The 12,167-nt window shown below is 68.3% G+C and carries 11 protein-coding genes and 1 pseudogene; 6 read left to right on the top strand and 6 right to left on the bottom strand.

The window, feature by feature from the left end; genetic code table 11:
• Positions 1–23: 23 nt before the first annotated feature.
• Entirely contained in the window at positions 24–257 is a 234-nt protein-coding gene (locus G6N55_RS00610) for a hypothetical protein (protein WP_085220486.1), read from the bottom strand.
• Between the two features lie 262 nt (positions 258–519).
• Between G6N55_RS00610 and G6N55_RS00615 the strand changes: the two genes are divergently transcribed.
• On the top strand, positions 520–960 hold the full coding sequence (locus G6N55_RS00615; RefSeq protein WP_085220485.1) for a DUF5994 family protein: 441 nt from the start codon (positions 520–522) through the stop codon (positions 958–960).
• Positions 961–966: 6 nt separating this feature from the next.
• Here G6N55_RS00615 and qcrB read toward each other — a convergent pair whose 3' ends face one another.
• Genes qcrB through ctaE form a run of 4 tightly spaced genes read right to left on the bottom strand, consistent with a single transcriptional unit; the run spans position 967 to position 5,303 of the window.
• The gene (gene qcrB / locus G6N55_RS00620; RefSeq protein ID WP_085220484.1) at positions 967–2,613 is read right to left on the bottom strand and encodes a cytochrome bc1 complex cytochrome b subunit; all 1,647 of its coding nucleotides are present in this window, start codon (positions 2,611–2,613) and stop codon (positions 967–969) included.
• A complete protein-coding gene (qcrA, locus tag G6N55_RS00625; RefSeq protein ID WP_085220483.1) occupies positions 2,610–3,794 on the bottom strand; it encodes a cytochrome bc1 complex Rieske iron-sulfur subunit in 1,185 nt (394 codons plus the stop codon). The genes qcrB and qcrA overlap by 4 nt, the downstream gene beginning before the upstream one ends.
• A complete protein-coding gene (gene qcrC, locus G6N55_RS00630; protein ID WP_085220482.1) occupies positions 3,791–4,651 on the bottom strand; it encodes a cytochrome bc1 complex diheme cytochrome c subunit in 861 nt (286 codons plus the stop codon). The genes qcrA and qcrC overlap by 4 nt, the downstream gene beginning before the upstream one ends.
• A gap of 40 nt (positions 4,652–4,691) precedes the next feature.
• Positions 4,692–5,303 (bottom strand): aa3-type cytochrome oxidase subunit III, encoded by a 612-nt coding sequence (gene ctaE / locus G6N55_RS00635; RefSeq protein WP_085220481.1) that lies wholly within the window; start codon positions 5,301–5,303, stop codon positions 4,692–4,694.
• Positions 5,304–5,442: 139 nt separating this feature from the next.
• Between ctaE and trpD the strand changes: the two genes are divergently transcribed.
• A complete protein-coding gene (trpD, locus tag G6N55_RS29610) occupies positions 5,443–6,549 on the top strand; it encodes an anthranilate phosphoribosyltransferase (RefSeq protein ID WP_139826685.1) in 1,107 nt (368 codons plus the stop codon).
• On the opposite strand, the pseudogene G6N55_RS00645 reads toward trpD, so the two are convergent.
• Positions 6,487–8,349 (bottom strand): annotated as a pseudogene (locus G6N55_RS00645) (DEDD exonuclease domain-containing protein); the annotation flags it as partial. The gene trpD and the pseudogene G6N55_RS00645 overlap by 63 nt on opposite strands.
• 132 nt (positions 8,350–8,481) lie before the next feature.
• Here G6N55_RS00645 and G6N55_RS00650 point away from each other — a divergent pair.
• From G6N55_RS00650 to pimB, 4 genes are all read left to right on the top strand, one after another.
• On the top strand, positions 8,482–8,736 hold the full coding sequence (locus G6N55_RS00650) for a hypothetical protein (RefSeq protein WP_085220478.1): 255 nt from the start codon (positions 8,482–8,484) through the stop codon (positions 8,734–8,736).
• Between the two features lie 185 nt (positions 8,737–8,921).
• Positions 8,922–10,103, top strand: a complete 1,182-nt coding sequence (gene ripC, locus G6N55_RS00655) for a peptidoglycan hydrolase RipC (RefSeq protein ID WP_085220477.1) — start codon at positions 8,922–8,924, stop codon at positions 10,101–10,103.
• Positions 10,104–10,152: 49 nt separating this feature from the next.
• The gene (locus tag G6N55_RS00660; RefSeq protein WP_085220476.1) at positions 10,153–10,995 is read left to right on the top strand and encodes a hypothetical protein; all 843 of its coding nucleotides are present in this window, start codon (positions 10,153–10,155) and stop codon (positions 10,993–10,995) included.
• Positions 10,996–11,005: 10 nt separating this feature from the next.
• Complete coding sequence (gene pimB / locus G6N55_RS00665; protein ID WP_085220475.1) at positions 11,006–12,166, top strand: GDP-mannose-dependent alpha-(1-6)-phosphatidylinositol monomannoside mannosyltransferase; 1,161 nt, start codon at positions 11,006–11,008, stop codon at positions 12,164–12,166.
• The last annotated feature ends 1 nt before the right edge of the window (position 12,167 follow it).

Genomic DNA, 12,167 nt, shown 5'->3' on the forward strand with positions numbered 1-12,167 from the left:
TCGATCGGCACGCCCGACAAGTCTCACGATGCTTTGGCGTACCTGCGAACCAACTCGTCCTCCCGGAACGTGCTGGTGTGCTGCAGGCCTCCGGCGTCACGGCAGAAAAATGTCCACTTTCCCGGACTTTTCTGCGGCGCACCGATCATCTTCACGGTGTATTGCAGACCGGTGGGCAACAGCGTACCGATGACGTCACCAACCCGGATCTGGGAGGGATGAATCTCGGGTGCGTCAGTCCAGTCTTGTGTCGCCATGTTTTGGCATCCCCACTTCCGTTGCCCCAACACTACGTGGGATGGCGCGATCTATGACCATTATCGATGGTGCGGGTGGTATTCGTCTCACCGTGGCGTAGCGTCAAGCGTGAGTTGTTTTCTTTGTCCGCGGTGGTATGCCGCATCGGCGCGGATGACACCTAGCTCTGCCACCCCGCAATCGTGAGGGCGGTGCCGATGGCGAAGGGAACCCGCCCGTGAATCGTGTAGTCCTCGGCGACGCGGGCCGGCGACGTCCGCGATGACCCGTCCGTTCGGCAGCCGGGGCCGAACCGATCCGGTCCGGCTGTCGGTGGCCCGTAAGCTCGGCCGCGCCATCGACGGCGCCTGGTGGCCGCGCGCGGACCGCATCACCAACGAATTGCCCGCCCTCGTCGCGATGCTGACGCCCCTGTTGGGGGACATCACGGCGATCAACGTCAATTGGCAACCGCTACAACGGCCGCCCGACATCAACTGGCCGGGTTGGGAACTCAAGCGTCACCACATCATGACCATCTGCGGCGAAAATGCTCAGGTCAATCTGCTGATCATCCCGTACGCGACCCACAACCCGCTCGCTCAGATGGTGCTGCGCTGCGCGGCCGACCTACCGGTCGGTGCCGCCGACCGCGAGAAGTCCGCATTCGTGACCGCGGGTTCGATCCTGCGGGCGGCCGAACAGCAGCGCACCGCCAGCTGACGCGGGCTAGTGCTCGCCGTTCGGGGATCCGTTGGTCTCCTGGCGTTCCCGCAGCGCGGTCAGCGCGCGCTGCTCGGAGGCGTGGGCAGCCTCGCGCAGCGCCGCATCCTCGGACGGTGGGTCGGCGAACAAGAAGCTGCCGCTACCCGGCGAACCGGCGGAGCCCAGCTTGTTCATCTTGTTGGGCACCGGCGCCCCCTGGTACTCCAGCGGGAGCGGGTGGCCGTGGTCGTCGACCGGGCCGAGCGGCTGGTGCAGCTCGATGTAGGCACCGTGCGGCAGCCGCTTGATGATGCCGGTCTCGACGCCGTGCTCGAGCAGCGCGCGGTCGCTGCGCTGCAGCCCGACACACCACCGGTAGGTGATGAAGAAGACGAACGGCGGCAGGATCACCATGCCGATGCGCCCGATCCACGTCGTCGCGTTCAGCGAGATGTGGAACGTGAACGCGATGATGTCGTTCATCGCGCACAGGGTCAACAGCATGTAGAAGGAGATCGCCATCGCGCCGATCGAGGTGCGCACCGGGACATCGCGCGGCCGCTGCAGCAGGTTGTGGTGGGCCTTGTCGCCGCTGAACCGCTTCTCCAGGAACGGATAGACGACCAGCAGCCCGAAGACGCCGCCCATGATCAGCGCGACCCAGACCACCGCGGGGATGGTGTGGTGCCAGAAGTAGAACTCCCACGGCGGCCAGATACGGGCCAGGCCTTCCGTCCACATCATGTAGAAGTCGGGCTGCGAGCCAGCCGACACCTGAGATGGCTTGTAGGGGCCCAGGTTCCAGATCGGATTGATCTGCAGCAGGCCACCCATCAGGCCCAGCACGCCGACGATGGCGGCGAAGAATGCGCCGGACTTGACCGCGAACACCGGCATCACGCGCACGCCGACGACGTTGTGCTCGGTGCGTCCGGGGCCGGGGAACTGGGTGTGCTTCTGGAACCACACCATGGCCAGGTGCAGCCCGATCAGCGCCAGGATGATGCCCGGGATCAACAGAATGTGTAGGGCATACATCCGGGGGATCAGGATGGTGCCGGGGAAGTCGCCGCCGAAAAGTGCCCAGTGCAGCCAGGTTCCGATCACCGGCATGCCCAGCGTGATCGACGAGAGTGCGGCCCGCAGACCGATACCCGAGAGCAGGTCGTCGGGCAGTGAGTAACCGAAGTAGCCCTCGAACATGGACAGGATCAGCAGCAGGGAGCCGATGACCCAGTTCGCCTCGCGGGGCCGGCGGAACGCGCCGGTGAAGAAGATGCGGGCCAGGTGCACCATGATCGATGCGGAGAACATCAACGCGGCCCAGTGGTGGATCTGCCGGACGAACAGGCCACCGCGGACCTCGAAGGAGATGTCGAGTGCGGACTGGTAGGCCCGCGACATCTCGACGCCGCGCAGCGGCTGGTAAACGCCGTTGTAGGTGACGTCGACCATCGACGGGTCGAAGAACAGCGTCAGGTACACGCCGGTGATCAGCAGCACGAAGAAGCTGTACATCGCGATCTCACCGAGCAGGAACGACCAGTGCGTCGGGAAGACCTTGTTGAGCTGCCGGCGGACCGCGGCCGACGGGTGATACCGGGTGTCGATGTCCTCGCCCTGGCGGGCCAGGACATCACCGATCTTCGGGGGACTCAGTTTGGGACTCATGTTGTCGTCCTCTCCCAGAATGCCGGACCGACGGGCTCGATGAAGTCACCGTTGGCAACCAGATACCCGTTTGAGTCGATGGTGATCGGCAGTTGCGCCAGCGCACGCGCGGCCGGCCCGAAGATCGGCTTGGCGAAATGCAATGCGTCGAACTGCGACTGGTGGCAGGGGCACAGGATTCGGTAGGACTGCTGCTCGTACAGCGACGACGGGCAGCCCAGGTGCGAGCAGACCTTGGTGAACGCGAAGAACTCGCCGAAGTTGAAGCTCTCCTGATTCTGGCGCTTGACCACCCGCGGCATGTCGGTGGGCCGAATCCGGATAAGCATCACGGGATTACGGACACCCATCTTGATGGCGATCAGCTTCTCGTGCGATTCCACCGTGGTGCCGTCGCCGTCGGACTCCCGCCACGGGAACACCGTCTCCATGCCGCCGGCGTCGATGTCTTCGGGGCGCATCTTGACGAACGGCGCGCCGTCGGTGGCGCCGGTGGCCCGGGCCAGGTAGATGGTCTCGCCGTGGTAGCGCGGGGTCCAGCCCGACGTCCACAGCACCGCCTTGAGGCCGTCGGCGGTGGGCACGACCGGCTTCCAGGGGTTCTTGATCAGGCCGCCGGCAAACGCCACCAGGGTGCCGAGGCCGAACGCGCCCATGCCCAGGCCGAACGATGCTCCGATCAGCTTGCGGCGCCCGATCGTCGACGTCTGGTACGCGTCGGTCAGGTTGGCCACGACCGTCTTGCGGTCGAGTTCGCGGGAGGCGCCGTCATGGCGGTCCTGGATCGAAATCTCTTCGGGGATAAAGCGTTTCTGGTACAGGATCGCGCCGATGGCGATCGACAGCACCGACATCCCGAAGGTGAAGCCGTACAGCGGGGTGGTCAGCGAGTACATGAAGTTACCCGCTTGCTCGTTCGACTTGTACTCCCACGGCCAGAACAAGAAGATCAGCAGCAGCGCCAGACCGAACCCGCCACCCAGCAAAAGCCAGAGGGCGACGCCACGCTCGGCACGCTTCTCGGCCTTGGTGCCCTCGACCGGCCAGCGCGGCTCCTTGAAGACGGTCTCGACGCCGTCGATCTTGCCGCCCAGCTCCAGCAGCTCCTGGTTGGACATCGCGGCCAGCGCGGCCTCGTCCGGCTCGCTGCTTTTACCGACCCCTTTGCTTTCCGCGCTCATGCTCGCGCCCCAATCCACAATGCCAACGCGATGGCCGCGACCATCCCGATGATCCACGCCGCCATGCCCTCGGGCGCGGGTCCGAACCCGCCGAGGCCGTAGCCGCCCGGCGACCGCTCCTCGGTGACGCTCTTGACGTAGCCGATGATGTCCTTCTTGGACTCGAAGGACAGCTGGCGATCGGCGAACTTCGGCATGTTCTGCGGCCCGGTCAGCATCGCGGTCAGGATCTGCTGCTCATTGGCCTCACCCAGGTCCGGCGCGAACTTGCCGGACGACAGCGCGCCGCCCTTACCGGTGAAGTTGTGGCACGAGGCGCAGTTGAGGCGGAACAAGTCGCCGCCGCGGCCCAGGTCCTCGCCGCGCAGCGAGTGCATCGCGATGCTGCCGTCGGGGTTGCGCACCACGGTGGGGCCGCCACCGTTGGCCTGGACGTAGGCGCCGAGCGCGTCGATCTGGGCCTCGTCGAAGATCGGCTCTTTACGCGGGGCCTGGGCCTCGCCGCGCATGGCCGGCATGCGGCCGCTGGACACCTGGAAGTAGACGGCGGCCTCGCCGACCCCGATCAGGCTGGGCCCGTGATCGGGCACGCCCTGCAGGTTGGCGCCGTGGCACGACACACACGAGGTGTCGAAGAGCTGCTTGCCGTTGCGCAGCAGCGCCGAGTTCGACTCGTCGGCGACGGCGACCTGGGGGGTGGGTGTCAGCACGGCGGCCAGCCCGCCGGAGATGGTCAGCGCGATCATCAGCAGCAGACCACCGGACAGCCGGCGGCGAAGACGGCGCCGCGCCTGTTCTTTACGCGGTTGGCTCTGCGGCTTGCGGCCGCGGGATCGGGTGAATCCCAGTTTCTTCAACCGAGCACTCCTGTTCATTCCTTTTTGATAGCGCCGGCCTCTAACGGATGAAATAGATCACGGTGAACAGCGCGATCCACACGATGTCGACGAAATGCCAGTAGTAGGAGACGACGATGCTGGCCGTCGCCTGCGCCGGGGTGAATTTGCTCATCCCGGTGCGGGCCAGCAGGAATATGAAGGCGATCAGTCCGCCGGTGACGTGCAGGCCGTGGAAACCGGTGGCCAGATAGAACACGCTGCCGTAGGCGCTGCCGTGGATGGTCGTCCCGTGGGTGCCCAGGTGGAAGTACTCGTAGGCCTGCCCGAGGACGAAGAACAGTCCCATCAGGAAGGTGATCACGTACCAGCGGCGCAGGCCGAAGACGTCGCCGCGCTCGGCGGCGAACACGCCCATCTGGCAGGTGAACGACGACGCGATCAACACCAGAGTCACCGGCACGGCTTGATACAGATTCAGCTCGGTGGGCGGCGGCGGCCAGTTCCCGCCGGCCTGTGCCCGCGCCGTGAAATAGAACGCGAACAGACCAGCAAAGAACATAAGCTCGCTGGACAGCCACACTATGGTGCCGACACTGACCATGTTGGGCCGGTTCAGCGAATGCACCCGAGACGTGATCGCAGTCCCCGAGGTCCCTACAGCACTCGTCACATCCGCAAGTATGACGCTTTGTAGTTGTTGAACTCTACCCGGGGCGGAAATTCGCTTGGGCGCGTCGTTTTGGGGGGAACTTTTCCGGGTCCGGAAACGACGGTTGGGTCGCGGTTGGTCCGCGTGGGACCATCGGCGCGTGGCTGCGTCATCTGAGGTTCCTTCGCCCCGGTCGTTTTCCGCGACGACTCCCGGGGCCACGCCGACGACCTGGCCACAGCTGCTGGGCCGCCTCACCGACGGGGAGAACCTGGTCCGCGGTCAGGCCGCGTGGGCGATGGACCAGATCATGACCGGCAATGCGCGCCCGGCCCAGATCGCCGCCTTCGTGGTCGCGATGAAGATGAAGGTGCCCACCGCCGCCGAGGTCAGCGAGCTGGCCGACGTGATGCTCAGCCACGCGCGCCGCATCCCCGCCGGGGCGATCCGCGACGACGCCGTCGACATCGTCGGCACCGGTGGCGACGGCGTCAACACCGTCAACCTGTCCACGATGGCCGCGATCGTGGTCGCGGCCGCCGGGGTACCGGTGGTCAAACACGGCAACCGCGCGGCGTCCTCGCTATCCGGCGGCGCCGACACGCTCGAGGCCCTCGGCGTGCGCATCGACCTGGGCCCCGATCAGGTCGCGCGCAGCCTCGCCGAGGTCGGGATCGGGTTCTGCTTCGCGCCGACGTTCCATCCGTCCTACCGGCACGCGTCGGCGGTGCGTCGCGAGATCGGGATACCGACGGTCTTCAATCTCCTTGGGCCGCTTACCAATCCGGCGTTGCCGCGGGCGGGGCTGATCGGCTGCGCGTTCGCCAACCTCGCCGAGGTGATGGCCGGGGTGTTCGCCGCGCGGCGCGCCAGCGTGCTGGTGGTGCACGGCGACGACGGCCTGGACGAATTGACCACGACCACGACCAGCACGATCTGGCGCGTGCAGGCTGGCACGGTGGACAAGCTGACGTTCGACCCCGCGGGATTCGGGTTCGCGCGCGCCGAGCTCGACGAGCTGCTGGGCGGCGACGCGTACGCCAACGCCGAGGAGGTGCGCGGCGTGCTCGGCGGTGTCAAGGGCGCTGTCCGCGATGCCGTCGTGCTCAACGCCGCCGGCGCGATCGTCGCGCATGCGGGCTTATCCAGCCGCGCTGAATGGCTGCCGGCGTGGGAGGACGGGCTGGAGCGGGCCAGCGCGGCCATCGACTCCGGGGCCGCCGAAGAGCTGCTCGCGCGTTGGGTGCGGTTCAGCCAGCAGGTCTGAGTCCGGACCGCGCGCCGCCTGCGCGGGATCCTGTTGTGCGGCCAGCCGCGCCGAGCGCGCCGCCGCCGCCCACCCGGCCCAGGCGCCGGCCGATCGCAGCGGCGAGGCCCAGCCGATGTCGCCGGCGACCCGCACGATGCGCACGCCCGGGGCGACCAGCCAGCGTGCGATCAGCGCGGTCTCTTCGACCGGCGCGCCGCCGAGCGGGGCTGAGGTCGTCAAAATCGCTTGTGCCCCAGCGTGAATAGCGTCAACGACGGGCATCGGCGGCACCCCGCGCCGGGCGTTTCCGGCCGCGGCGAGCTGGCCGTAGCGGATGACGGCGAGGTGATAGCCCCCGCCGCCGTCCGGGGCCGCGGCGATCAGCTCGGGCAGCGCGGCCAGCGCCCGCAGCCGCTGACCCCGCCACAACACCTCGACGGCGGTGGCGGTGCGGTCGCGCAGCCGCGCGGCGCTCTCGAAGTGGCGATGCCCGGCCAGCGCGGTGACCTGGCCGACGGCCGCGTTCAACGCGCTGTCGTCGGCGCCGTCGATCAGGGCCGCGGCCCGCCGTGCCGCCTCGGCGTACTGCGCGGCGCTCAGGTCGCGAGCGGCCGGGCAGGGCGACACTTCGGCCTCGGGACACGCCGGGCCGTGGCGGGCCGAACGGCCGAGTCGCGTTGTGCAGGTGCGGATTCCGGTGAACCTCGCCAGCAGTCGCGCGGTATTGGCCGCGTCGGCGCGGGAGCGAAACGGCCCGATCGCACGGTCGTGTCGCGGGGCTCGCACCACCGACAGCCGCGGGAACGCCTCGTCGCTCAGGGCCACCCACCACCAACGCTGCGGGAACCTCGAGCGACGGTTGTACGGGGGAGCATGTGCGGCCAGCATCCGCAGCTCCCGGACGCCGGCCTCCAGCGCGTGGGCGCACTCGACGTGCTCGACCGCGTCGGCCAGGGCGACCATCTCCTTCATCCGGCCGCGCGGGTCGGCGCCGGTGAAGTACTGGCTCACCCGGCGGCGCAGGTCGACGGCGGTGCCGACGTAGAGCACCTCGCCGGAGGGCCCGCGGAACAGATACACCCCGGGCCGGTGCGGCAGGGCATCGGCGAGCACGCGCTTGCGGCGCTGGGCCGGTGTCACGTTCGGCAGATACGAGCGCAGGTCGGCGTAGGTGTGCACGCCCTGGTTGCCCACCCGCTCGATCAGCGCGTGCAGCACGTCGACGGTGGCGCGGGCGTCGTCGAGCGCGCGGTGGGTGGGTTGGGTGGCGACGGCGAACAGCCGTGCCAAGGCGGCCAGCCGCACGCTGGGCGCCTCCTCGCGGCTCAGCACGCGGCGCGCCAGCCGGACCGTACAGAGCACTTGCGGTCGGGGCCAACGGATTTCGCAGTGCTCGGCGGCGGCCCGCAAGAACCCGATGTCGAATCCCGCGTTGTGGGCGACGAGCACCGCTCCGTGCTCTAAGCCGGCGAACTCCAAGAACATCGGCAGCACGGCGTCGATGGTCGGGGCGTCGCTCACCATCGCCGTCGTGATGCCGGTGAGCTGCACGATCTGGGGCGGGATGCTGCGCTGCGGGTCCACCAGCGTGCCGAACTCACCGAGCACGACGCCGCCGCGGACCTTGACCGCCCCGATCTCGGTGATGGCGTCGGCGGGTGCACCGTCTTTTCCGCGGCTGCGTCCGCCGGTCGTCTCCAGGTCCACCACGACAAAGGTGAGCTCGCGCAGCGGGATTTCGTCGGTGGGCGCCCAGTTCGATTCCCCGCTGGATGCCAAGTCGGCGAAACTCAGTTGAGTCCCACCAGTCACACCCATGGGCGTGACGTTAGGCAGCCGGACCGACACCGGTGGCGTTCCCACGCCGGGTTCGCGGCCGGCAAAACATGTCGGTGCCCGCGGTTAGCGTTCGGGTCAGCACGACCAAACCGGATGAGAGGACCGATTCCGATGGCCGACAACAGCGGACCCGACAGCAAAGGCGTTGCGGCGCCAGAGTCTGGCGCACCGGTGGTGATCGACTGCGACGACTGCGCGGCGCGTGGCCCGGGATGCCGGGATTGCGTGATCAGCGTGCTACTCGGGGTACCGGAAACTCTGTTGCAGGACGAGCGGGCCGCACTCGAGGTACTCGCGGAGGTCGGGTTGGCGCCGCGGTTGCGCCTAGTGCCGATTCATCGAAATCCCGGGTACGGTGTCGCTTAATGACCCTGAGTGCCAAAACCCCTGGCCGCCCCACCTGCCCCGTCTCGTTCACATACTCATGACAGAAATCTTTCCATTTTCTTAACGATCTTGTTTGGACAAACGCCTTTATCGTTTCGTAACCTGTTTGAGACCTAAACCCAGCTCGACCTCGAACGTCGATGGCAGTTTAAGGAAGCAATACTTTGAGTTTCGGCTCCGTGCATTCGATCTCGCGTGTCATCACGCGGTCAGTCATCGGGACGCTGGCAGGCCTCACGGTCTTATCGGGTGTCTGTGCCGCCAATGTGGTGGCCGATCCGGCCGACGACGCATTGGCAAAGCTCAGTGAGCTGTCCCGGCAGGCGGAGCAAACCACCGAGGCCATGCACAGCGCGCAGCTCGACCTCAACGAGAAGCTCGCCGCTCAGCAGGCCGCCGACAAGAAGCACGCCGACGACCAGGCCGCGGTGGATGGGGCGCGAGCCCGGCTGGCCACCTTCCAGAACGCCGTCAACAAACTCGCCGCCGCGACCTACATGGGTGGCCGCGTCGACGGCATGGAGGCCATGCTGACCGCGCAATCGCCGCAGGGGCTGATCGACAAGATGGCCGTCCAGCGCGTGATGGCGACTCAAATGTCCACGCAGATGGCAAGTTTCCGCGTCGCAGGTGACCAGGCCGCCAAGGCCGAGCAGGCATCGGCCAAGTCCGCCGCCGACGCCAAGAGCGCGGCCGAGCAGGCGGCCGCGGTGCGGGCCAGCCTGCAGTCCAAGCAGAGCCAGCTGCAGGTCCAGATCGCCGTGGTGAAGTCGCAGTACGTCTCCCTGACGCCGCAGCAGCGCACCGCGCTGGCCGACCCCGGGCAGATGCCCGCCGCGGTTCCCGGTGCGCCGGCGCCCGACGCGATGATCCCCGGAGCGCCGCCGGCGCCCGGTGCGCTACCGCCGGGTGAGGCTCCGCCTCCGGGTGGAATGCCCGGGATGCCCGGATTTCCCGGAATGCCCCAGATGATTCCTGGCGGCCCTGGTGGCCCCGGCGGTGACCGCGCCAACGTCGTGCAGGCCGCGCTGACCCAGGTCGGAACGCCGTACTCGTGGGGCGGTGCCGCACCAGGCGGGTTCGACTGCTCCGGATTGGTGATGTGGGCCTTCCAGCAGGCCGGCATTTCGCTGCCGCACTCCAGCCAGGCGCAGGCGCACGGCGGTCAGCCGGTCGCGCTGTCCGACCTGCAGCCCGGCGACGTGCTGACCTTCTATTCGGACGCGTCACACAGCGGCATCTATGTCGGTGACGGCATGATGATTCACTCGTCCACCTACGGCGTGCCGGTGCGGGTGGTGCCGATGAACTCGTCCGGCCCGATTTACGACGCCCGCCGTTACTGATCGTTTTCCGCGAGGGCAATTCCGTCGGCGGCGCCGGTGGCTTCCGGTTCTGCTGGCCTGGGTCTTCGTTGTTGAGTTCGTTGCGGCTGTGGCCGTACCGCTCGACGCGCGCGATGGCCGGATAAGACCCGCGCAGCTCGTCGCGCCGGCCCACAGCAACCCGATCGCCACGCGGGCGCCCCTGATCGTCGGCGACCGCGAGGTCCGCTTGATCGGTCACGGCGGCCCGGCCGCCGACCGGCTGCTGGCCCGGGTCGCAGCGGAGATGCCTACCGCGATCGACAAGGTGGAGGCCTTCTGGGGGGCCGACTGGTCGCGCGACATCTCGGTGGTGGTCGCCGCGTCCGACGACGAGTTTCGCGCCGCCGCCGGTGGTGGGCCATCGTCACAGTGGGCCGATATCGCGGCGGTGACCGTCGCCGATCGCATCGATCCGGTGCACCGGGTGGTGGTCGGCCAGCGCATCGTGTTCGCGCCGGGTGCGGCGAACATGAGCGACTCTGCATTGCGAATTGTCTTGACCCATGAGCTTTTTCACTATGCGTCGCGCGCGGACACCGCGCTCGATTCGCCGCAGTGGCTGGCCGAAGCCGTCGCCGATTTCATCGCCCGGCCCAACACCGCCGTCCCGGCCGAGGCGGGCTCGCAGACCGTGTCGCTGCCGTCGGACTTCGACCTGAACAACCCCGGGTCGCAGCGCTCGCTGGCCTACGATCGCGCGTGGTGGTTCGCCCGTTTCGTCGCCGATACCTTCGGAGCGCCCAAGTTGCGCGCCTACTATCTCGCCGTCTGCGGCGTCGCGCACACCGACCCGTTTGACGCCGCCCGCGACGTACTGGGCGTCGACCCGGCGGGCCTGCTCGCGCGTTGGCAGCAGTGGATGGTCGGATAGCCTGACCCTAGTGAGCCGGGTCCTGCTGGTAACCAACGACTTTCCGCCGCGGCGCGGCGGCATTCAGTCCTACCTTGGCGAATTCGTCCGACGGCTGGTGAATACCGGGTCGCACGCGGTGCTGGTGTACGCGCCGCAATGGAAGGGCGCCGACGCCTTCGACGCGGACGCGGCCGGCTACCGCGTGGTGCGTCATCCGGGCACGCTGATGCTGCCCGGGCCGGCGGTCGATGCCCGGATGCGCCGGTTGATCCGCGACCACGGCATCGACACCGTGTGGTTCGGTGCGGCCGCGCCGCTGGCGCTGCTGGCGGCGCGGGCGCGCCAGGCCGGGGCGAGCCGGGTGCTGGCCAGCACGCACGGCCACGAGGTGGGCTGGTCGATGCTTCCGGTGGCGCGGTCGGTGCTGCGGCGCATCGGCAACGACACCGACGTCGTGACGTTCGTCAGTCGCTACACGCGGTCCCGGTTCGCGACGGCGTTCGGGCCCGCGGCGTCGCTGGAGTACCTACCGTCCGGCGTCGACACCGACCGGTTCCGGCCCGACCCGGCCGGCCGCGCGGAGCTGCGCAACCGCTACGGGCTGGGGGAGCGGCCCACCGTCGTCTGCCTGTCCCGGCTGGTGCCACGCAAGGGCCAAGACATGCTGATCAAGGCGCTGCCGTCGATCCGGCAACGCGTCGACGGCGCGGCCCTGGTGATCGTCGGCAGCGGCCCGTACCTGGACGCGCTGCGCAAGCTGGCCTCCGACTGCGGTGTGGCCGACCACGTGACGTTCACCGGCGCGGTGCCGTCGGCCGAGCTGCCCGCCCACTACGCACTGGCCGAAGTGTTCGCGATGCCGTGCCGCACCCGCGGCGCGGGCATGGACGTCGAGGGCTTGGGCATCGTCTTCCTGGAGGCGTCGGCGACCGGCGTACCGGTGGTTGCCGGCGACTCGGGTGGGGCTCCGGAAGCTGTGCAGCACAACAAGACTGGTCTTGTCGTCGACGGGAACTCGGTGCAAAAGGTCGGCGACGCCGTCGCCGAGTTGCTGGCCGACCCGGATCGGGCTGCCGCGATGGGCGCGGCCGGGCGCGAATGGGTGACGTCGCAGTGGCGCTGGGACATTCTGGCCGCCCGGCTGGCCGACCTGCTGCGCGGTCAGCCCTCGCCGGCCACCCTGGCCTGAC

The organism is Mycobacterium florentinum (assembly GCF_010730355.1).
Lineage (GTDB): Bacteria > Actinomycetota > Actinomycetes > Mycobacteriales > Mycobacteriaceae > Mycobacterium > Mycobacterium florentinum.